9 protein-coding genes are annotated in these 23,737 nt (G+C 62.1%); 6 read left to right on the forward strand and 3 right to left on the reverse strand.

Going from position 1 to position 23,737, the window contains the following annotated elements; translation table 11 throughout:
- Positions 1 to 109: 109 nt before the first annotated feature.
- Complete coding sequence (locus ACI77D_RS13640) at positions 110 to 1,057, forward strand: DUF1853 family protein (protein ID WP_407016769.1); 948 nt, start codon at positions 110 to 112, stop codon at positions 1,055 to 1,057.
- On the opposite strand, the gene ACI77D_RS13645 is transcribed toward ACI77D_RS13640, so the two are convergent.
- Entirely contained in the window at positions 1,050 to 2,669 is a 1,620-nt protein-coding gene (locus ACI77D_RS13645; RefSeq protein WP_262664997.1) for a PvdJ/PvdD/PvdP-like protein, read from the reverse strand. The two genes, ACI77D_RS13640 and ACI77D_RS13645, sit on opposite strands and share 8 nt — an antisense overlap.
- A gap of 142 nt (positions 2,670 to 2,811) precedes the next feature.
- Between ACI77D_RS13645 and pvdM the strand changes: the two genes are divergently transcribed.
- From pvdM to ACI77D_RS13660, 3 genes are read left to right on the forward strand one after another with little or no spacing between them, the layout of a single operon-like run.
- Positions 2,812 to 4,161, forward strand: coding sequence for a pyoverdine-tailoring dipeptidase-like protein PvdM (gene pvdM / locus ACI77D_RS13650; protein WP_064452739.1), 1,350 nt, complete (start codon positions 2,812 to 2,814; stop codon positions 4,159 to 4,161).
- Positions 4,162 to 4,179: 18 nt separating this feature from the next.
- Complete coding sequence (locus tag ACI77D_RS13655; RefSeq protein ID WP_407016770.1) at positions 4,180 to 5,460, forward strand: aminotransferase class V-fold PLP-dependent enzyme; 1,281 nt, start codon at positions 4,180 to 4,182, stop codon at positions 5,458 to 5,460.
- A gap of 33 nt (positions 5,461 to 5,493) precedes the next feature.
- Positions 5,494 to 6,366 carry a formylglycine-generating enzyme family protein gene (locus ACI77D_RS13660; RefSeq protein WP_064452740.1) on the forward strand — a complete coding sequence of 291 codons (873 nt, stop codon included), beginning with the start codon at positions 5,494 to 5,496 and terminating at the stop codon, positions 6,364 to 6,366.
- A 142-nt stretch (positions 6,367 to 6,508) separates the two neighbouring features.
- Here ACI77D_RS13660 and ACI77D_RS13665 read toward each other — a convergent pair whose 3' ends face one another.
- Positions 6,509 to 7,336, reverse strand: a complete 828-nt coding sequence (locus ACI77D_RS13665) for a formyltransferase family protein (RefSeq protein WP_407016771.1) — start codon at positions 7,334 to 7,336, stop codon at positions 6,509 to 6,511.
- Between the two features lie 198 nt (positions 7,337 to 7,534).
- On the opposite strand from ACI77D_RS13665, the gene ACI77D_RS13670 reads away from it, so the two are divergent.
- Positions 7,535 to 9,187 (forward strand): cyclic peptide export ABC transporter, encoded by a 1,653-nt coding sequence (locus ACI77D_RS13670; RefSeq protein ID WP_064452742.1) that lies wholly within the window; start codon positions 7,535 to 7,537, stop codon positions 9,185 to 9,187.
- A gap of 109 nt (positions 9,188 to 9,296) precedes the next feature.
- On the forward strand, positions 9,297 to 11,738 hold the full coding sequence (locus tag ACI77D_RS13675) for a TonB-dependent siderophore receptor (RefSeq protein WP_407016772.1): 2,442 nt from the start codon (positions 9,297 to 9,299) through the stop codon (positions 11,736 to 11,738).
- Between the two features lie 144 nt (positions 11,739 to 11,882).
- On the opposite strand, the gene ACI77D_RS13680 is transcribed toward ACI77D_RS13675, so the two are convergent.
- On the reverse strand, positions 11,883 to 23,735 hold the full coding sequence (locus ACI77D_RS13680; RefSeq protein ID WP_407016773.1) for an amino acid adenylation domain-containing protein: 11,853 nt from the start codon (positions 23,733 to 23,735) through the stop codon (positions 11,883 to 11,885).
- Positions 23,736 to 23,737 lie beyond the last annotated feature (2 nt).

Here is a 23,737-nt window from a genome sequence, read left to right on the forward strand (position 1 = left end):
AACGATTATGGGCGAAAGGCTGCGTCAGGCAAAATCCTTTGTCGCCGCCCGCCTGGATGACAATGGTTCTCAGCCACCCGTACAGCGCTTAAAAGGCTATGCTCGGACCATGACTGTGTTCCCAGACTTGCTCAACCTGCCCCGCCAGTTGCGGCACCCCGAGGTGCGCGATTTGGCGTGGGTGATGCTCGCGCCCCCCATGCTCGCCCAAACGCCTTGGCCGCAACGCCATCCGCTGGCCGGCAGCGACTGGGTGCAGGCGCCCCATCTTCTCGAACACTGGTTACGTACACTCGATCAGGACAGCAGCGCCCTGCAGCATTGGCTGAGCTTGGCACGCACCCGCCGTCTGGGCCTGTACTACGAGCGCCTGTGGCAATTCGCCGTGCAGCATGCACCGGGTGTGGAGTTGCTGGCTGCCAACCTGCCGATCCGCCGCGCCGGGCATACCTTGGGTGAGCTGGATATGCTGCTGCGCGACCGCGACGGCGTGCACCACCTGGAACTGGCGATCAAACTCTATCTGGGCCCGCAAGACGGCAACGGCCATGACACCGCGCAATGGCTCGGCCCCGGCTGCCATGACCGGCTGGACCGCAAGCTGGCGCACCTTGCCCAACATCAACTGCCGATCTCGGCACGTCCGGAAAGCCGCGAAGCGTTGGCGGCACTGGATATTCAGCAGTTCGATGCACATTTGTGGCTGGGCGGGTATTTGCTCTATCCGTGGCCGGGCCAGGCCGAATCGCCCCAAGGCGCCCATCCACAGCATTTGCGCGGGCGCTGGCTGCATCAGCGCGACTGGCGGGACTTCGTCAGCGCGAGCCCGCCGGGGCGTTGGCAACCCCTGCCCCGGCATGCGTGGTTGGCGCCGGCGCACTACCCGGCGGGTGAAGTGTGGCGTGAAGAACAGATGCAAGGGTGGCTGGCCGAACTCGAGCCAATGGCGCCGGCGCAACTGCTGGTAAAGCTGGTTCAGAACGGCGAGGACTGGGAGGAAGCCGAACGTTTGTTCCTTGTGGCGGACCTTTGGCCAAACGTTCCTGGGCTCACTTGACCTTCAAGTGCCGCGCATACCAGGGCCGCTGCGGCACGCGCTTGAACAATGCCTGCAGCCCCTCTTCTTCGGCCGCAAATGTAATCCGTAGCGCCAGCTTCATGGTTTCCGGGTCCATTTCCATCGACCGCCCCATCTGCAAACCCGGCGTGGTACTGCAGCCATGGGTGTCCGGGCCCAGCCACGGGTCACCCACTTCCACCCAGCGCCCCGGCGCAAACCAGGCCACACCGTTGACCTCAAGCCGGCTGACCTCGCCTGGATTAAACCGCTCATGGGCGCGGAACCAGTCCTCGATACGGTCATCGATCCAGCCGTGAAAGTGCCAGAACACCGGGTTTACATGGGATGAAAACGGGTCGCCGAGGAAGTCGTTCTCCGGCGCATACCAACGCGCGGCAAAGTCCGCAGGGTCGCGGGCGAACGGCACCGGTGCGCCGTTGGACGGGTCACGGGGCACCGAGGCCCAGCGCATGTGCAGCCAGTCGTGCAGGCCCAGTTCCATTTCGGAACCTAACTGGCCCAAGGTCAGCTTGGCCAGGTAACGCGGGTCGCGGTAGTGGGACTCCCACACCTGGAAGTTACTGTGGTAGGTCTCGGCCGCCTTGATATCGCTGACCCACTGGGTGTAGTCGCCGTCGTCCGGTGCCGACCAACTGGGCGCAAGTGCAAAGCCATCATGATTATCGAAGTACCGCACAAAGCCCAGGCGATCGCGTTCCAGCGCGGGCTGCGGCTCGGGGAATTGCGGCCACGACGGCAGGTCTTGCAGGGAACGCGCGGTGCCGAGCATATGGCGGTGCATGAAGAAAAAGTCGATACCTGAACCATTACGGTCTTTGCGTTTGCCGCGGGCGTCGCGCTCCTGGCCGCGCGGCCCGGGTTGCCAGCCGATGCCGCGCAAGGCGTCACGTTTTTCCTCGGACAGCTTGTGCCACTGGTCACGAGAGGCGTGCCACAGCTGGTGAAACAGCCGGTGTTCGGGAGAGATCAGCCAAGCCAACAAGCTCGGGTTGAGGCCGATACGCTCGCGAGCCTCGGGAAACAGTTGCTTGTGGGCGATAAAGCGGTTGTCGCGCTCGGTCAGGGCCAAGGGCCGATTGAGGTCGAGTATTTGCCCACTTAAGGTCCCGCTGCCAGCGTTGGCGAAGTCGGCCCAGACTTCGTCAAGGCTCATCTTGAATTCATAGGCGGGCGCGCCATTGGCCGCCTCGCGGTCGATCAGGCGCCAATAGAGCAACGCGCCCTCGCCTGTCAGCAGGTCACCCAATACGCGGTAACGCGGCTCACCGTCGGCACGCAAGTTTTCAGCGGTGTCCAGGTAACCGCGCAAACCACGGCCACGCGGGGCGATGTCGAGCAGCAATTGCAGGCCTTGCAGCGGCAAGCCCTTGAGGCCGGCGTCACGACCTTCCAGGCGCAGGTCCCAGACGCCGCGCAGGGTGTTCGCCAAGTGCTGGCCTGCAGTGTCGGCCAAGTCCACCGAGGCCTCGCCCGCCGTGATGGGGAACTCTTCTTCACGCGTCAGCTCGCGATGGGCATAAAAGGCCGCCGGCACGGCAGCGCCCGTCAGCGCCAGGCCTGCGATGAACCCACGTCGAGAGATGGTCATTGTCTACCTTAGAAAACGGCTTAATCAGAGCTAGAACGTTGGCGGCCGCGACAAATTTACTGTCGCGTCGCCTGGGCCTAAATTTCCCCCGCCATCGCTCGTTCTTCCCTGATAGCAAAGGCCCCAACTGACTGAGATGGCAATGACAAAACCACGTTCGAAAAAGGCGTTGTATATCGGCCTGCCGCTGGCACTGGCCATCGGCGCCGGAGCCGGCTTTCTGGTTTGGGACCACTGGTTCCGCGGCAATGCCGGCTACCCGCTGGAGGTGATCAAGCAAGCCAATGACATGCAGGACCGCCTGCTGTCGTTTGACAGCCATATCACGGTGCCCCTGGATTTCGGCACGGCCGGCCATGAGGCCGACAAAGATGGCAGTGGCCAGTTCGACTTGGCCAAGGCCGCACGCGGGCGTTTGTCGGGCGCCGCCCTGACGATTTTCGGCTGGCCGGAAATCTGGAACGGCGCCAATGCGCCGCACAAACCCAGCGATGGTTTTGTCGAAGAGGCCCGTCACGAGCAAGAGGTGCGCTACAAGATCATCTCCGGCATGGTGCGCGACTTTCCTAATCAAGTGGGCATCGCCTATACCCCGGACGATTTCCGGCGCCTGCATGGCGAGGGCAAGTTTGCGATCTTTATCAGCATGCTCAACGCCTACCCGCTGGGCAACGACCTGAACCAGCTGGACCTGTGGACGGCGCGCGGCATGCGCATGTTCGGCTTCAGCTACATCGGCAACAACGCCTGGTCCGATTCGTCGCGCCCGCTGCCGTTTTTCAATGACTCGACCGACGCCCTCGAAGGGCTGTCGGATATCGGCCAGCAAGCGGTGCATCGTCTGAATGACTTGGGCGTGATCATCGACGTGTCGCAAATGTCGACCAAGGCCGTGGAGCAAGTGGCGCAGTTGAGCCGCACACCGATGGTGGCGTCCCACTCGGCGCCACGGGCGTCGGTGGATATCCCGCGCAACCTCAGCGACAAGGAGCTGCAACTGATCAAGAACAGTGGCGGCGTGGTGCAAGTGGTGGGCTTCCCGGCCTATTTACGCCCGCTGAGCCAACCGACCCAGGACAAACTCAACGCCCTGCGCGCGCGTTTCGATTTGCCGCCGCTGCCCAACCTGGCCATGGCCTTGATGCCCGGCGACGCAATTATCGCCGCCTGGTCCGAGCAGAAGTTCGGCCAGTACGCCAGCGCGCTGTACGCGATTCTCGACGAAGAACCCAAGGCCTCCCTCAAGGATTGGGGCGACGCCATCGATTACACCGTGCGCAAGATCGGCATCGATCATGTCGGTATCTCGTCGGACTTCAACGACGGCGGCGGCATCCAGGGCTGGGAGAACGTCGGCGAGGTGCGCAACGTCACCGCCGAGCTGATCCAGCGCGGTTACTCCGAAGCCGATATCGCCAAGCTCTGGGGAGGCAACTTCCTGCGGGTGTGGGACCAGGTACAAAAAGCCGCCAAGCCATTGGCCAACCGCTAATCACCTAGAAGCAAGTCCATGACCGACCGCCGTACATTTCTCAAGCAGGCCGGCGTATTCGCCGCCAGCCTGCCGCTGGGCGCCGCCCTCCTCCCACAGGCGTTGGCAGGCGAACCGGCACCCGCTACGAACGACCCATGGACGGGGCTCAAACAACTGTTCAACCAAGACCCGGACTACCTGCATTTTTCCAACTTCCTGGTGACTTCACATCCCAAGCCCGTGCGCGAAGCCATTGACCGCTACCGCCAGCAGATCGACCGCAACCCGGGCCTGGCGATGGACTGGGGCCTTGAGGAAACCTGGAAACGTGAGGGCCAGGTGCGCGAATGGGCGGGTCGCTACCTGAACGCCACACCGCCTCAGATCGCGCTGACCGGCAGTACGTCGGAAGGCCTGGCGATGATCTACGGCGGCATCAAGCTGCGGGCTGACCAGGAAATCCTCACCACCGAGCACGAGCACTACGCCACACAGAACGTCCTGGATTTTCGCGTCGCCCGGCAAGGCACGCAGGTGCGCCGAATTCGGTTATTCGAAAATGCCCACCAGGTGTCCGTAGACGAAGTGCTCGGCAACATCAAACGCGCTATCCGCCCCAATACCCGTGTGCTGGGCATGACCTGGGTGCAATCCGGCAGTGGCGTGAAGCTGCCCATCGGCGAGATCGGCAGGCTGGTGGAGACACTCAACCGCAACCGTGACGATAAGGACCGCATTCTCTATGTGGTCGATGGCGTGCATGGCTTTGGCGTGGAGGACCTCGATTTTCCGGCCATGCACTGCGATTTCTTTATCGCCGGCACCCATAAATGGATGTTCGGGCCACGCGGCACCGGGCTGGTCTGCGCTCGTGATGCCGAGAACAAAGACGTGACGCCGATGGTGCCGACCTTCTCCGAAGACACCAATTTCGCCACCACCATGACCCCCGGGGGCTACCACGCTTTCGAGCATCGCTGGGCGGCGGACGAGGCCTTCAAACTCCACCTGCAACTGGGCAAGGCGTCGGTGCAGGCGCGTATTCACGAACTGAACACCGAGCTGAAAAACCAACTGCTGGCCCACCCGCAGATCGAGCTGGTGACGCCGCGCAGTACCGAGCTTTCAGCGGGCTTTACGTTCTTCCGTGTCAAGGGCCAGGACAGCGACGCCGTAGCCGCCTACCTGATGAAAAACCGTGTGGTGATCGATGCGGTAGACCGCGATGTCGGCCCAGTGATTCGCACCTCTCCCGGCCTGCTTAACAGCTCGGACGAGATCCAGCACTTCATGACCTTGCTGAGCCAACGGTTGTGACGGCCACTTTTTTCCTTTGAACGAGATGCCCACATGAATCCATCCCGACTCAACCCCCTGACAGCCCTGGCGCTGACCGCCCTGTGCGCTGCGGCGCTGCCCAACCTGGCCCAGGCCGCTACGCCGCAGCCCGGCAAGGTATTCAAGGACTGCAAGGACTGCCCGGAAATGGTGGTGCTGCCGGCCGGCACGTTCACCATGGGCACCCCCGAAGACGAAGTCGGCCGCGAGCCCGACGAAGGCCCGATGCACGACGTGACCTTCGCCAAACCCTTCGCCATGAGCCGCTTCCACATCACCGCCGGTGAATGGGACAGCTATATCCGCCAGAGCGGGGTCAAGATCGCCGATGGCGATACGCGCCCCGGCCGCGAATGCATCGCCAGTAAACCGCGCTACCCGCAGGGGCCGCGCCAACCGGCGGTATGCATGGACATGGACGACGTAAAGAACTACGTCGCCTGGCTGTCGAAAAAAACCGGGCAGACATACCACATGGTCAGTGAAGCGCAGCGTGAATACGCCGCCCGCGCCGGTTCAACCGGACCGTTCCCGTTTCCTTTCGATGCAGGCAAGGGCTACAGCATCGCCGAACATGCCAATACCTACGGGCCGGCGGATGGCTACAGCTACTCTTCGCCGGTCGGCAGTTACCCGCCGAATGCATTTGGCATGTATGACATGCATGGCAATGTGTATGAGCGTGTGGCCGACTGTGAACACCCCAACTACATCGGCGCGCCTACCGACGGCAGCGCCTGGATGGAGCCGAACTGCGAGAGCTACCAGATTCGCGGCAATGACTGGGGCGAAGCGCCGGTATTTTCGCGCTCGGGCAACCGCAACAACATCTACCCGCAGACGCGCGGTGACTGGATTGGCTTTCGTGTAGTACGCGATCTCTAAGGCCGACACCCTCAAATGTGGGAGCGGGCTTGCTCGCGAAGGCGGTGAATCAGTCGATACATCCGGCGACTGACACAGCGCTTTCGCGAGCAAGCCGGCTCCCACATTTTGCCCTGCATATATCAGCTGCAGCTCGGCTGAATCAGGCCTGCCTGGCCAGCAATTCCAAGCCCTCATGCAACGCCGGGAACAGGCTGTTGTTGAAGTTGTTCCAGCGCAACTCAAGGATGGTGTCTTCCGGCGAAATCTCGGTTTTGAGCACGTCGTGGAACACTTCACCGGAGTCGATGCCGTTGTCCACGTAGTGGAACGACGCCCCGGTAAGGTATAGCGGCTCCGACGGCGTGGTTGCCTTGGTCGCCCAATCCACCACGGTTTGCCCGCGCGCACCATACAAGGCGTTCCAGGTGGCGTAAGCCCCACGGCGCTCGTACGGCGATTCGATGCGGGTAATGCCCGGGTGAATGTTCATGATGCGCCGCGCAAACGATGCGCCCGGTCGTACCAGCTCATCCAGAATCACCAACAGACCATCCAACACCACGACATCAGCCTTCAACTCCACGAGAGTGTCGTGCAAGCGTCGCTCGAAATCCTGCTTGCCGGCGATGTGTTCGGCGCTGCCGCGAGGCAGGCGGCGATAGGTGGATGGCACACTCAGCAACAGGTCGTTAACCGGGCGCCCCTGCACCCGCAAGTCCGCCGGGTAAAGCCACTGGCGGCCGGGCTTATAGGCAAAGCCGTAATCGCTGACCAACTGCTGGTCCCGTGGATTCTGCTCGTCATCGTCGTAGATCACGCCGACCAGGTTATACGCCTCGCCCAGCGGTGTGTCGTTCAGCGACCCCACCAGGAACTCCAGCACTGATTTCATGTAGCGCTCATGGTCTTTGTAAGCCACCGGCTGCCCTGCCTTGTCGGCGGCGGCATTTCTCAGGGACCACACATACACCAGGTTCTTTTTGGTCATTTTTCGCTCTCGCTGAATGGACTGCGCACAACGCCAATACACGTGCGCCTACAGCACAAGAACGAACCAGCCCAGCGGCAATTTATACCTCGCCGCTGCCGTCGGGCGCGCCGAGCTAAATACTCGCGCCGACGCTTCGTTTGTCATGGGTAAGGGTCTGTGTGCCCAGCCCCTCTTTTCACTCTCCGGGATGTATTTATGACCGACCCCAAACGCAGCGCCTTCAAGGGGCTGCTCGCCTTGCTCAGGCCCTTTCGCACCATCGTGACCGTCTCCGTCGCCCTCGGCATGGTCGGCGGCCTGGCCATCACCCTGCTGCTGGCCACCATCAATAATGCCCTGCATTCGGCCAACGGCATGACCCAAGGCGTGGTCCTGACCTTTGCGGCGCTGTGTGTGCTGGCATTGATCAGCTCGATCATTTCGGATATCGGCACCAACTACGTCGGCCAACGCATCATCGCCGCCCTGCGCAAAGACCTGGGCGAAAAAGTGCTGTCGGCGCCCATCGGGCAGATCGAGCGGTATCGCTCGCACCGCCTGATCCCGGTGCTGACCCATGATGTCGATACCATCAGCGACTTTTCCTTCGCCTTCACGCCGTTGGCCATCGCTGCCACGGTGACCCTCGGTTGCCTGGGTTACCTGGCCTATCTGTCGGTGCCGATGTTCCTGATGATGGTGGTGGCGATCATTATCGGCAGTGCCGTGCAGTTCATTGCCGGCGGTAAAGGCATCCAGGGCTTCGACCTAGCACGCAGTCATGAGGATGAACTGCAGCGTTATTACAACGCGATCGCTTCCGGCGCCAAGGAACTGCGCATGCACCGGCCACGGCGTTTTCGCATGAACACCCATCGCATCCAGGAAACCGCCGACCGCATCAGCGACATCCAGGTGCGCTCGGTCAACATTTACATCCTGGCCAAGACGTTTGGCTCGATGCTGTTCTTTGTGGTGATCGGCCTGGCCCTGGCGATGCAGGCCTACAACCCGAACCCGGACCCTACCGTTATCACCGGCTTCGTGCTGGTGCTGCTGTACATGAAAGGCCCGCTGGAACACCTGCTGGGCTACCTGCCGGTGGTGGGCAAGGCGAAGATTGCCTTTGGCCGTATCAGCGAGTTGTCGCAGCGCTTCTCCTCCCCCGAACCGCACCTGCTGATGGACGACAGCGAAGCCCCCAAACCGGTGGTCAACAGCCTGGAACTGCGCGGCGTGAGCTACAGCCCGCCGGCAGTTGAGGGCAGCGAACCGTTCCACCTGGGGCCGATCAACCTGAGCATCAAGCAAGGCGATATCGTATTTATCGTCGGCGAAAACGGCAGCGGCAAGACCACCCTGATCAAACTGTTGCTGGGCCTGTACCCGCCCCAGGCCGGCGAGATCCGACTCAACGGCGAGGCCGTGACCGACCCCGAGCGCGATGATTATCGCCAGCTGTTTACCACGATTTTTTCCGACTATTACCTGTTCGATGACCTGGTGCAGGGCAGCGCCACCCAGTCATTGGACAGTGCCGCCAAATACCTGGAACGCCTGGAGATCGCGCACAAGGTCAGCGTGAAGGATGGCGTGTTCAGCACCACCGACCTGTCTACCGGCCAACGCAAGCGCCTGGCCTTGGTCAACGCATGGCTCGAAGAACGCCCGGTGCTGGTGTTCGACGAATGGGCCGCCGACCAGGACCCGGCCTTTCGCCGGATCTTCTACACCGAGCTGCTGCCGGACCTTAAGCGCCTGGGCAAAACCATCATCGTGATCAGCCACGACGACCGCTATTTCGACATCGCCGACCAATTGGTACGCCTGCGCGCCGGCCAGGTGGTGCACGAAATGGAGCCTGCGTGAAATTTCTTTTCCGGTTTTCCCAAGTAGGAACGTCTCACTAGTGTTAATGAGAACCAGAATCAATAAACCCCTATAACTTGCCCACTTACACATAGAAGAGAAAGCATCCATGCCAGCAAGACTCGGTCTCAGCCCTCTGAGCAAAGCGCTATCCATGCGCCGGGCCCTGAACATTAATCTTCTTCCGAGCGCCCTGGCCCTGGCGATATCGTTGCCGGTTGCAGGCTATGCGCAGGCGCAGGAGATCGAGCTGGATATTCCTTCACAGTCGCTGGGGAGCGCGCTGCAGGAATTCGGTCGTCAGACCAACGTGCAGGTGCTGTACAGCCCGAGCGATGTGCAGGGCAAGAACAGTCGCGCGGTGAAGGGCAAAATGGAGCCGCAGCGGGCAATTGATACCTTGCTGGGTGGGACTGAGACCACTCACAGCCTCAGTGGCAACTCGCTGACCGTGACCGCTGCCGGTACAACCGAAGCGTTGGAACTGAGCCCGACCCAAGTGACCGGCAACGCGTTGGGCAACATTACCGAGGACTCCGGCTCCTACACGCCGGGCACCATTGCCACAGCCACACGGCTAACCCTGACGCCTCGGCAAACGCCGCAATCGATCACTGTCATCACCCGTCAGCACATCCAGGACTTCGGCCTGAATAACGTTGATGACGTGATGCGCCACACCCCGGGCATCACCGTGTCGGCCTATGACACCGACCGCACCAACTATTATTCCCGTGGTTTTTCGGTCAACAGCTTCCAGTACGACGGCATTCCGTCCACTGTGCGCAACGTCGGCTATTCGGCGGGTAACACCCTAAGCGACATGGCCATCTATGACCGCGTCGAAATACTCAAGGGCGCCACCGGCCTGCTTAACGGTGCGGGTTCCCTGGGCGCGACCATCAACCTGATCCGCAAGAAGCCAACCTCGGAATTCAAGGGCCATGTCCAGCTGGGCGCAGGTTCCTGGGACAATTACCGCAGCGAAGTCGACGTCAGCGGCCCCTTGACCGACAGCGGCAACGTCCGTGGTCGCGCAGTGGCGGCGTATCAAGACAAAAAGTCCTTCATGGACCACTACTCACGCAAGACCGAAACCTACTACGGCATTACCGAATTCGACCTGTCCCCCGACACCATGCTGACGGTGGGCTTCGACTATCAGGACAACATTCCACAAGGCTCCAGCTGGTCCGGTGCCTTCCCGTTGGTGAAATACGACGGCAGCATCAACAAGATGCCGCGCTCCTATAACAACGGCACCACCTGGAGTTCCTGGGAGCAGAATACCCGTACCGCCTTTGCCATGCTGCAACATGACATGGGCGACGGCTGGGTCACCAAGTTCCAACTCGACCATAAGATCAACGGCTACCACGCCGACCTGGGCTCGATCCAGTTCGTTGAGCCTCAGTCCGATGGCACCGCGTCGATCAACGGGCAGAAGTACACCGGCGAAACCAAAAGCACCTCGGCCGATCTGTACGCCACCGGGCCTTTCAGCCTGTTCGGCCGCGACCATGAACTGGTGGTGGGCGGCTCGATCGGTACCTCGCGCTGGCAGGGCAAGGGTTATTGGTCGCCGGAATGGCCAGGCGGCAACAAAGTCGACTTCTACAACTGGAATGGCAAGATCGACAGGCCGATCTACGGCCCGGTCCAGCAGTACATCGACGACACCATTCGCCAGAACGGCTACTACATGACCACACGTTTGAACGTGATGGATGACCTTAACGTGATCCTCGGCGGACGCGTCGCCAACTACCACGTCACCGGTAATAACCCGTCCTACAAAGAAACCGGCCGGTTCATCCCATATGCCGGCGTCATCTACGACCTGAACGACAACTTCTCGCTGTACACCAGCTACACCGATATTTTCCAACCCCAGGAAAGCACCTATAAGGACCGCGACCAAAAACTGCTGGAACCGGACGAGGGGCAAAACTACGAGTTCGGCCTCAAGGGCGAGTTCCTGGAAGGCCGCCTGAACACCAGCATTGCCTACTTCGAAGTGCATGAGACCAACCGCGCTATTTCGGACGATGCCTACAACAACCAGACCCCAACGCCGAACAACTACGCGTTTAAGGGCTCCAAGGCCGTCACCAAAGGCTACGAAGCGGAGATCTCCGGTGAGCTGGCCCCGGGCTGGCAAGTCCAGGGTGGCTACACCCACAAGATCGTACGCGACGAAGACGGCAAGAAAATCTCCACCTTCGAGCCGGAGCATCAGGTCAACCTGAACACCACCTACAAGCTCAAGGGCGACCTGGACAAGTTCACCGTCGGCGGCGGCGTGCGCTGGCAGAGCAAGGGCTGGTACGAAATCTATAACTCGCCGCTCGAAAAAAACCAGGACATTACCCAGTCGTCCTACACAGTGGTGGACCTGATGACCCGCTACCAGTTGACCAAGAACCTCTCGGCCACCATCAACCTCAACAACATCTTCGACACGACCTACTACACCAACGTGGGCTTCTATAACTCGGCGGCCTACGGCGAGCCGCGCAACGTGATGGTCAGCACCCGCTGGAACTTCTGACCGGATGCCTTGATCGCCCAGGCGATCAACTCAACGCCCGATGAAAGCCCTGCTTTCATCGGGCATTTTTTATGCCTGCCCCACCTGAAACAAAGCCCAAAAAAACCCGGATCAATGATCCGGGTTTATTCGTACAACAGCCCCTTACTCCATGGCAGCCACCAGGCTATTGATGAACGCGGCGCTGTCGATGATCCCGTCATGATCAGTCTCGATCATCACCGAACGCTCGATGCGCGCCTGGCCAATCACACCGGCCATGTTCTGTTCGATCAGGTCCTTGAAGTGCCCCGCGCGGCTCAAAGAAGCCCACCAGCAACTGACCGGAGCCTGGATCGGCTTGAAGTCAGCCGCGGTCATGCGCTCGCTGAGTGCGCGGTCAACCTCCCAGGAAATCTGCGCTTCATTGCCACGCAGCAACTCGTCCTTGATGCCGGTGAAGGCCTCACCCAGGGTCTGTTCGGCCCAGGCTACAAACGCCTGCCATTGCCCGGCTTCATCCGCAGCCTGACGCCGGCACTGTTGCCACGCCCCTTCAATCTGCTCGGCAAACGCCGGGAACATCACCCCAAGCAACGCCGCACGGCGCTCATTGGCTGATACTTCACGATCATCCTCGATCACCACCGCGTCCCAATAAGGCTTGAGCCACTGCGGTGGCGCCGAATCAATCCAGCCGACAAATTCGACCTCACGCCCGGCTTGCTCTAGTGCGTAGGCGACTTCCATCGCCAGGTTGCCGCCCAGTGACCAGCCGGCCAGGCGATAGGCACCCTGTGGCTGAGCCTTCAACAATTGCGCGGTGTAATCGTCAACCATCGCCTGCCATTCAGGCACCGGTGCGCCCTCTTCCACCAGCGCACGGCAGATCACGCCGAACACCGGGCGCTGCTCCCTGAGTGCCAGGGCAATGGCGGTGTAGCAATGCACCGAGCCGAAACTTGGGTGGAACATGAACAGCGGCGTGCCTTGGGTCTGGCTGTTGAGCTTGACGATCAACTCGCTGCGTACCTCGCCCTGCACGCAATTGACCTGCCCACGCACGGTGGGGTTGAGCATCAACTGGCTGACGGACAAGTTGACCCCGCTGACCTGCCTGATGCGCTCCTTGAGCAGCAGCACGCGCAATGAATGGCCACCCAACTCAAAGAAGTTGTCGTTCAGCCCGACGCGCTCAACACCGAGCACCTCGCTCCAAATCGCCGCGACCTGCTGCTCAATGTCGCTTTGCGGCGCCTGATAGTCCTGCGCAGCGTTTGCTTCAGGCTTGGGTAGCGCTTTGCGATCCAGCTTACCATTGGGGCTCAACGGCATCTGTGCCAGCACCACCCACTGCGCGGGCACCATGTAATCCGGCAGTTGCGCAGCAAGGTGAGCACCCACCAAGGCTTTCCAGTCCGCACACGGTTCCTGCAACACCAGATAACCCACCAGGTGCGTGCCGCCTACTGCCAGCACGGCAGCTTCACGCACGCAGGCATGCTCCAGCAGGCGCGCCTCGATTTCACCCAACTCGATCCGCAGCCCGCGCAGCTTGACCTGATGGTCGATGCGCCCGGCGTACTCGATCACACCATCGTCGCGATAGCGCGCCAGGTCGCCGGTACGGTACAGGCGCGCGCCGCTGCCGAACGGGTCGGTCACAAAACGTTCAGCGGTCAGCGCCGGCCGACGGTGATAACCCCGCGCCAGCCCGATGCCGCCCAGGTACAGCTCACCCAACACGCCCACCGGCGCCGGCGCCAGGTTGCCGTCGAGCACATAGCAACCCAGGTTGGCGATGGGCCGACCAATCGGCACCGCATCATGCCCTTCATCGACACAGGTCCAGTGGGTCACATCAATGGCGGCTTCCGTCGGCCCATACAAGTTGTACAACTGGGCACCGGGCAGCTTGGCAAACACCTGCTGCTGGGCATCCACGGGCAATGCTTCACCGCTGCAGACAATGCGTTGCAGGCTATGGCAGGCACTTACCGCCGAGTCCTGCAAGAACGCTTGCAACATGGACGGCACGAAGTGCAGCGTGGTGACCTGCTCGGCGTTGATCAGGCTGACCAACCTGGCCGGATCGCGATGTTCCCCGGGCGCAGCCACCACCAGGCGCGCGCCGGTCATCAGTGGCCAGAAGAACTCCCACACCGACACGTCAAAGCTGAACGGGGTTTTCTGCAACACGCTATCGCTCGCCTCCAGGCCATACGCCTGCTGCATCCAGCAGAGCCGATTGGTGAGCGCCGAATGCCGATTACCGGCGCCCTTGGGCTGCCCGGTAGAGCCCGAGGTGTAGATCACATACGCCAGGTTTTCGCCATCGACGGCGATGTCAGGATTGTGCGCGCTATAACCCTCAAGCCACGCCTCGCCCGTCTCCAGCACCAGGTGCTGAACGCCCGCCGGGATCGGCAGTTGTTCCAGCAGATGAGCCTGGGTCAGCAGCCACGTTACGCCACTGTCCTGCAACATGTAGGCGAGTCGATCTCGCGGGTATTCCGGGTCCAGCGGCACGTAGGCGCCACCGGCCTTGAGCACGGCCAACAGACCGACGACCATCTCGATGGAGCGCTCCACCGCCAGGCCCACCAGCACGTCCGGCCCCACGCCGGCCGCGATCAAGCGATGCGCCAGGCGGTTCGCCCGACGGTTCAGCTCGGCGTAACTCAGGTGCTGCCCGGCAAACGCCAGGGCCGTAGCGTCTGGCGTACGAACCACCTGCGCCTCGATCAATTGATGCACGCTCTGGTGCAGCGGGTAGCTTTGCGCCGTGGCGTTCCAGGCCTGCAGCGTCTGGCGCTCGGCCAATGCCACCGAAGGCAGCGCGGCCAGGCACTGGTCGGCATCCATAATCAAGGCACTCAACAGCTGCTGGAAGTGCTCGGCCAGGCGCTGGATATGCGCGGCACTGAAGGCCTGCCGGTCGTAGTTCAATTCAAGCCCCAGGCTTTCGCCCATGCCCAGGAGCACGGTCAACGGGTAGTGCGTCTGCTCCAGACTGTGCACGGTGCCAAAGCGTAAACCCGACGGCGCGCCCTGCTCCAACGCCTCGGACACCGGGTAATTCTCGAACACCAGGATGCTGTCGAACAGCGCCTCCCCGCCCAGACCGGCCCAGCGCTGGATCTCGAACAGCGGCGTGTGTTCTTGCTCACGCAAGCGCACATTCTGCGACTGGATGTGTTGCAGCCACTGGCTGACCGGCATCTGCGCCTCAGGCGTGGCCACCACGGGCAGCGTATTGATAAACAAACCGACTTGCTGCTCGATACCGCGCAGCTCGGCTGGGCGCCCCGCCACCGTGGCGCCGAACGCGACGGTAGCCTGCCCGGTGTGATGGTGCAGCAGCAACAGCCAGGCGGCTTGCACCAGCGTATTGAGGGTGACCTTGTTGCTCTGGGCGAACACTTTGAGACGCTCGGTATGCGCGGCATCAAAGCTCAAGCGATGTTCACCGTTGGCCGCCGGGGCCGTCTGCACCTCGCTCGACTGGCCGCATGCCAGCCGCGTAGGCGCCTGCAGGTTGACCAACTGGTCTTTCCAGAAGGTTTCGCTGACGGCCTTGTTCTGCGCCTGCAACCAGGCGATGTAATCGCGATAGCACCCCGTCGGCGCAGCCAGCGGCTCGCCGGCGTAGTGTTGCAACACCTCACCAAACAACTGCGAACCGCTCCAACCGTCCATCAGGATGTGGTGGTTGGTATAGATCAGGTGATAACTCGACACCCCAGTGCGTATGACCGACAGGCTCAGCAGCGGCGCCTGTTCCAGCACGAAGCCCTGGGCCCGCGCCGATTCGGCCAGGCTATCGAGGGCCGCAGAGCAATCCGCGCGGTCCGTCCAATCGAGCGCTTCAAGCGGTATGCGCCGCTGCTTGTAGACCACCTGCAACGGTTGCTCGACATCGGTTTGCCAGAGGAAACCACTGCGCAGAATTTCATGCCGGTCGACAGCTGCCTGCCAGGCCTGGCGGAAACGCGGGACATTCAGCCCGTCCACATCGATGCGCATCTGGTTGATGTAATCGCCCGAACCTTCGCCATACAACGACTGGAACAACATGCCTTGCTGCATCGGCGACAACGGATACAGGTCTTCCACCTCAGAGAAGTTCAGTGGCAGCGCATCCAGCTGGCCTTGAGACAAGCGTGCCAGGGGGAAGTCCGACGGCGTGACGCCTTGATTTTCCGGAGCACAGCAATGCTCGATCAAGGCCTTGAGTTCCAACGCGTACTCGTCCGCCAACTGCTGCACGGTCGCTTGCGCGAACATCTCTTGGCTGAAACTCCAGTTCAACTTCAATTCGCCTGCGTAGACCTGGCCATTGATTTCCAGCCAGTTGCCCAGCGGCGCGTCAAGGCTTTGCTCGGCACCACTGGCGTCACCGGAAGGCGCAAACAAACCTTCCTGTTCGCCGCCCTCGAAACTGCCGTCGAACTGCCCCAGGTAGTTGAACGTGATACGTGGGCGCGGCAATGCACTCAATGCCTGTTGCGCCTCGGCATTACCCAGGTAACGCAAGGCACCAAAGCCCAGGCCTTTGTCCGGTACAGCGCGCAGTTGCTCCTTGATGTGTTTAAGGGAACCCGCCAGGGAATCGGTCGGTGTCAGTTGCAAGGGATAGAGGCTGGTAAACCAACCCACAGTGCGGGTCAGGTCGATCTCATCGAACAAGTCCTCGCGGCCGTGGCCTTCCAAGCGGATCAACATCGACGCGTCACCGGTCCAGCGCACAATGACGCGCGCCAGGGCCGTCAACAGCAGGTCGTTAATCTGGGTACGGTAGGCACTGGGAGCGTCCTGCAACAAACGTCGGGTAAACCCTGGGTCCAACTGGGTCGTCACACTCAATGCATGATGGTTGCTCAGGCTGGCCTGCGGGTCGGCGCCCGGCAAACCGGCGTGGCTGCCGTGTAGCTGGGTCTGCCACCACGTCAACGCCTGCGCCAGCGCCGGGCTGCCGGCGTAAGCTTGCAGCCGCGCGGCCCATGCGCGCGTGGAGCTGGTCTTGGCGGGCAACACCATCGCGGCGCCTTGGGCGATTTGGCGGTAGGCCGTTTGCAGGTCCTCGAGGAGGATGCGCCAGGACACACCGTCCACCACCAAGTGGTGGATCACCAGCAACAAACGCTGTGAGCCATCGGCCATGCCCACCAACACCGCGCGCAGCAACGGGCCTTGACTCAGGTCGAGGCTGCGCTGGGCTTCCTCGCCCAAGGCTTCAAGTTCTTCGAGGGTCGTGAGGGTGGTCTGCCACAGCACCTGTTCGGCCTGATGCTGTTCCGCACTTCGATACGCCGCACTCCAGCCATTTACACCTTGAGCAAACGTGGTGCGCAGGGCGTCGTGATGCACAATCAGCGCCTGTAGAGCGGCCACCAGCACAGGCACCTCCAGCCACTGGTGCGGTTGCAGCACCACGGACTGGTTCCAGTGCTCACGCGCCGGGATGTCATCGGCAAAAAACGCATGCTGAATGGGCAGCAGCAACAGCTCGCCGGTCAGCGCCGACTGATCCAGCAGCACCGCGCTCTCGCCTTCGCGGGCGACGGCCGCCAGGCTCTGGACCGTCTGGTGTTGGAACAGGTCCTTGGGCGTGAACCGCACACCCACTTGGCGCGCACGGCTGACGACCTGGATCGAAATGATCGAGTCGCCACCCAGTTCGAAGAAGTTGTCATGCAGCCCCACGCGCGGCAGGCGCAGCACGTCGGACCAGATCGCGGCGATCTTCTGCTCCAACTCACTCTGTGGCGCCACATACACCTGCTGCATCAGGCTCACGTCCGGCAGCGGCAGGCCTTTGCGATCCAGCTTGCCATTGGGCGTGAGTGGCATGCGCGCCAGGAACATCAGGTGCGTGGGCACCATGTAGTCGGGCAGGCGGGTTTTCAAGGCGCGGCGCAGCGCTTCACGGCCGTTCGATTGCGCCACGGCATCGTCGATCAACGCCGGGTCCAACGGCACCACATAGGCGACCAACTGCTTGCCAGTCGGCCCTTCCTGGGCCACCACCACGGTTTCACCGACGCTGTCCTGCTCGCGCAGACGGGCCTCGATTTCACCCAGCTCGATGCGAAAACCACGAATCTTCACTTGGTGGTCGACACGGCCCAGGTAGTCCACCACGCCGTCCGGGCGGCCACGGGTCAAGTCGCCGCTGCGGTACACGCGGCTGCCGGGTTTGCCGAACGGGTCCGGCACAAAACGCTCGGCGGTCAGCGCCGGACGCTCCAGATAACCCCGGGCCACGCCCTCGCCGCCCAGGTACAACTCACCGGCCACGCCGATCGGTTGCAGGTTCAACTGCGCGTCCAACACGTAGCCGCTGCGGTTGCCCAACAACGTACCAATCGGTGCGTAGACAGCGCCGCAAGGGTCGCCCTTGCGGGCCTTCCATAGCAGCGGCGTGACCACGGTTTCGGTGGGGCCGTAACCGTTGAACAGGTAGGTCGGTTTGAGCGCACGCCAGGCCAGGTCGTAGCTCGCCTGCGCCACCGCATCACCCCCAAAGCAATACACGCGCACCGCCGGCGGGTTGCCGTCGCGTTCGGCATGCTCGGCCAGTTGTTGCAGGTACACCGGCGGGAACACCGCCATCGTCACGTTATGGCGGTGCATTTGCGCGTAGGTGTATTCCGGCAGCCACAGGCTGTCATCGCGGATCAGCACGCTGGCGCCGTTGATCAGCGGGTGCATCCAGCCTTCGTGGGAGCCGTCAAAGGCGAAGGACATGAAGTGCAGTTCGCAATCGGCCGGGCCGGTTTCATAGCGTTCGCCGGTGGCGATGATATGCGCCACGAGCGGGCCGTGCGACACCGCCACGCCCTTGGGCAGGCCGGTGGAGCCGGAGGTGTAGATCACGTAGGCGAGGTTGTCGCCGTCCAGTGCAACCCGTGGATCGGTGTCGTCAACCTCGGCCCAGGCCGCGGCCTGATCAACCGCAAGCACTTCCAGGCCTTGCGGAGTCGGCAGCCGCTGCTGCACCGCCGAGTGTGTCAGCAGTAGCTTGGCGCGGCTGTCTTGCATCATGTACAGCAGGCGATCACGCGGGTATTCCACGTCCAGCGGCACATACACGCCACCCGATTTCATCACGGCCAGGAACGCCACCATGCTCTCGGCACTGCGCGGCATGGCGATGGCCACGCGCACTTCCGGGCCCACACCACGGGCGATCAGCGCACGCGCCAGGCGATTGGCCTGGCGATCGAGTTCCTCGTACGTCAGCGTTTGCGCATCGAACTTCACCGCCACCGCATCGGGTGTTTCGCGAGCACGGTCGGCGACCATTTCGTGCACCAGGCGCTTGCCCGAGAAGCCCGAGTCGGTGCAATTCCATAGCTGTAGAATCTGTTGCTGCTCAGCAGTGTCCAGCAGCGGCAATTGGCTGAGGGTTTGCTGCGGGTTGGCAACCATGCCCTGCAACAGGTTCTGCCAATGGCGGGCCATACGGTGCACGGTGTCGGCTTCAAACAGGTCCTGGGCATAACCCAAGGTGGCCCAGATGCCTTCGGCGGATTCCTGGATATCCAGGTCCAGGTCGAAATGCGCCGTCTTGCTCTCCCAGTCCAGCCCTTCGACTCGCAGTTGCGGCAATTGATGCTGGACCTGGGCTTGGCCCACATCGGTCTGGTGGTTGAACATCACTTGGAACAACGGGTTGTGACTCAGGCTGCGTTCCGGTTGCAGGGCTTCCACCAATTGCTCGAACGGCAGGTCCTGATGCGCCTGGGCATCCAGCGCGCGCTGACGCGTGTGCTGCAACAACTGCTCAACGCTCATCTGGCCATGCAGGTCGGCCTTGAGCACCTGGGTGTTAACGAAAAAGCCGATCAGGCGCTCGGTCTCGCTGCGATTGCGGTTGGCAATCGGCACGCCGACGCGGATCTCTTCCTGGCCGCTGTAGCGGTGCAGCAAGGTCTGGAATGACGCCAGCAGCAGCATGAACAGCGTCACACCTTGTTGCTGGGCCAGTGCCTTGAGGTCGTGGGCCAGTGTCGGGGCCAGCTCGATCGGCAAGCGTGCACCACGGTGGCTCTGCACGGCCGGGCGTGGATGGTCGAATGGCAATTCCAGCACGCTCTGCTCACCGCCCAGCACCTCGCGCCAGTACGCCAGTTGACGGGCTTTCTCGCCCGCGTCCATCCAGTTGCGTTGCCACACGGCGTAGTCGGCGTACTGGATCGGCAGTTGCGGCAATTGCACGCCCTGCCCCTGGCTGTAAGCAGCGTAAAGCTGCACCAGCTCCTCCACCACCAACTGCATCGACCAACCATCGGACACGATGTGATGCTGAACCAGCACCAGCACATGTTCGTCAGCCGCCAGACGCAGCAGCGTCACGCGCAGCAACGGTCCTTGTTGCAGGTCAAACGGCCGGGCGATTTCAGCTTCGACGCGCGCCTTGAGTTGGGCCTCCTCGACATCGGCACGCACCATCGGCAACGACGCCACCGGGTCAATCACCTGCACGGCGCCATCGTGCGTCTGGCGCAAATGGGTACGCAGGCTTTCGTGACGGGCCAGCAACGTATCGAAACTGCGCTGCAACGCCGCCGTGTCCAACCGCCCTTTCAAGCGCAGGGCGCTAGGTATGTGATACGCGGCGCTTTGCGGCTCCAGTTGCCACAGGAACCATTGGCGCTCCTGGGCATAGGACAACGGCAACGGCTGGTCACGCCCCACCGGCAGCAACGCGGGAGCCTTGGGCGCGGTCGGGGAATGGGCTTCAATGGCCGCGACAAATCCATCCAGGCGCGGCTGCTCAAACAGCATCTTGAGTGGCACTTCGAGGTTCAGCGCCTGGCGCATGCGCGAGACCACCTGCATGGCGAGCAGGGAATGCCCACCCAGCTCGAAAAAGTGCTGAGTCAGGCCCACACGCTCAGTGCCGAGGATATCGGCCCAGATCCCGGCAACTTGTTGCTGTAGAGCGGTGACAGGCGCTTGCCAGTCGGCTTGGACCGAAGTGGCATCGGGTTTGGGCAGGGCCTGGCGGTCCAGCTTCCCATTGGGGTTCAACGGCATGCGTGCGAGGAAGATCAGGTGCGCCGGCACCATGTAATCCGGCAATTGCTCGCGCAGGCGGGCCTTGAGCTGTTCACCGGCGGCCAGTTGTTCTGGCTCGGACAGCGCTTGTGTGGGCACCACGTAAGCCAGCAACTGGTTGTCAGCGGTCAGCAGCAGCGTTTCGCGCACGCCTGTCTGGGCCAATAGCAACGCCTCGATCTCACCCAACTCGATGCGGAAACCACGGATTTTCACCTGGTGATCGACTCGCCCGACGTACTCGATCACCCCATCGGCGCGACAGCGTGCCAGGTCACCGGTGCGGTACAGGCGCTCGCCCAAGCGGCTGAACGGGTCGGCGACAAAACGTTCGGCGGTCAGTGCAGGTCGCTGCAGATAGGCACGCGCCAGGCCGCTTTCACTGGCGATATACAGCTCACCCACGGCACCGACCGGCAGCAGATTCAAATCGCGGTCGAGCACATACAACGCACGCCCCGGCAGCGCCCGGCCGATAGGGCTGGCGCTGGCGCCGATCACGGTCGCGTCGTCGCTGCAGTCCAGCACGCTGGACACCACCGTCGCCTCGGTAGGCCCGTAGGTATTGAGCAGGCGTACATGCCCGAGCCCCGCGCGACGCCACAGCGCTGGGCCATCCAGCGGCATGGCTTCGCCGCCGATATGCACCTGGCGCAGTGCGCCGTAAGCGCGTGGGCCGGCCGCCAGGCAATCCTGCAGGAAAAGTTTCCAGTAGGCCGTCGGCAAGTCGGCCAGGGTGATGCCCTGGGCGATAATCTGCCGGTACAGCTCGGCACCGTCCCACAGCTGCGGGCCACGCAGGACCACGCTGGCGCCGACGGTCAGCGCCGGGTACAACTGCTCGACGAAACCGTCGAAGTTCAAGGTCGCAAACTGCAACACCCGGTCATCCGGGGTCAGGCACGAGTAGCCCGCAGCGATGTTTGCGAACTCACTCAAAGCCGCATGGTTGATCGCCACGCCCTTGGGTTTACCAGTAGAACCTGAGGTGTAAATGACGTAAGCCAGGCTGCGCGGTTCGAAGTCGAGCCCGGGATTGTGCTCGGCACACTGCGCCAGTTGCGCATCGGCCACATCGATGTCCAGGGCCGACACGTGTTCAGGCAGTGGCAAACGCTCACGCAGGGACGACTGAGTCAACACCCGCTGCAAGCCGCTGTCGTCGAGCATGTGCAGCAAGCGCTCACGCGGGTATTGCGGGTCGAGCGGCACGTAAGCGCCGCCCGCCTTGAGCACCGCCAGCAGGCTCACCACCATCGCAAACGAGCGCTCCACGGCAATGCCGACCAGCACCTCCGGGCCTACGCCGTGGGCGATCAGGTAATGGGCCAGACGGTTGGCCTGGCGATTCAACTCGCCATAGCTGATGGTCTGCTCATCCAGGGCCAAGGCCTGGCGTTGCGGGTGCTGCTGGGCCTGGGCCTCGAACAGCTGATGCACCGCCTGCAGTTCGCCGCCGGTGGCCGGGGCATTCCATTCCTTGCGTATCACCGTTTGTTCGGTTGCGCTCAGCATCGCCACGTCACTGAGACGGCTGTGCGGTGCACTCACCACTGCGTGCAGCAGGTTCTGCCAATGCTGCGCCAAACGCTCTATTGTCGCGGCATCGAACAGGTCAGTGGCGTAGGTCAGCGCCGCCCAGATACCTTCCGAAGATTCATGGGTGTCCAGGCTGAGGTCGAAGTGCGTGGTCTGGCTGTCCCAGTCCAGCTCCGAAACGCGCAAGCCGGGTAATTGCTGCCCCTCGCGCCCGCCCTGGGCGTCGGTCTGGTGATTGAACATCACCTGGAACAACGGGTTGTGGCTCAGGCTCCGCTCGGGCTGCAACGCCACCACCAGTTGCTCGAACGGCAAGTCCTGGTGCGCCTGGGCCTCCAGTGAGCGCCGCTTGGTCTGCTGCAGCAGTTCGACAAACGTCATCTGCCCGTCAAGGTCGGCCTTGAGCACCTGGGTGTTAACGAAAAAGCCAATCAGCCGCTCGGTTTCGACACGGTTACGGTTGGCATTTGGCACGCCGATACGGATGTCCGACTGCCCGCTGTAGCGATAGAGCAAGGTCTGGAACGAAGCCAGGAGCAACATGAACGGGGTGGCGCCCTCTTGCTGCGCAAGGCGCTTGATGTCGCTGACCAGTGCCGGTTGCAGATGCACCTGCAGGCTGTTGCCGCGATGGCTTTGTTGGGCCGGTCGCGGATGGTCGAGGGGCAACTCCAGCACGGGCTGCTCACCGCCCAGCAGTGCCTGCCAGTACGCCAACTGACGGGCCTTCTCCCCCGCTTCCATCCAGCCGCGCTGCCACAGGGCATAGTCGGCGTACTGGATCGGCAAGTCCGGCAACGCCAGGGTGCGCCCCTGGCAGCAGGCCGCATAGAGCTGCACGAGTTCCTCGACCATCACCTGCATCGACCAGCCATCGGAAATGATGTGGTGCTGGACCATCACCAGCACATGTTCATCTTCGGCCAGTTGCAACAGTGTCACGCGCAACAGCGGCGCCTGGAGCAGATCGAAAGGACGTGCAACCTCCGCTTCCACCCGCGCCATCAATTGCTGTTCGTCCGTTTGCATCTGCACGATTTCAACCCTGGCTTCAGGCATTACCGCCTGCAACAGCTGCTCACCGTCCTGTACCAAGCGGGTACGCAGGCTTTCGTGGCGGGCCAGCAAACGGTCGAAACTGTGTTGTAACGCCGCGAGGTCTAGCTGGCCTTGCAGGCGCAGCGCCCCAGGAATGTGATAAGTGGCGCTGTCCGGATCAAGCTGCCAGAGAAACCACTGGCGTTCCTGGGCGTAAGACAATGGCAATGTGTCGACATCATGCCGGGTGGGGGCAATCGGCAATTGCGCGAAACTCATGCCGCGCGCTTGCAGGCGCTGATAAAACTGCTGGCGTTGTTCAAGCGGCAGGCGAAGAAAGCGCGAGACCAGATCGATATTCGGGTTGGAAAGCATGG

Origin of the sequence: Pseudomonas sp. O39, assembly GCF_045447295.1 — a bacterium.
In the GTDB taxonomy this organism is placed as follows: domain Bacteria; phylum Pseudomonadota; class Gammaproteobacteria; order Pseudomonadales; family Pseudomonadaceae; genus Aquipseudomonas; species Aquipseudomonas antarctica_A.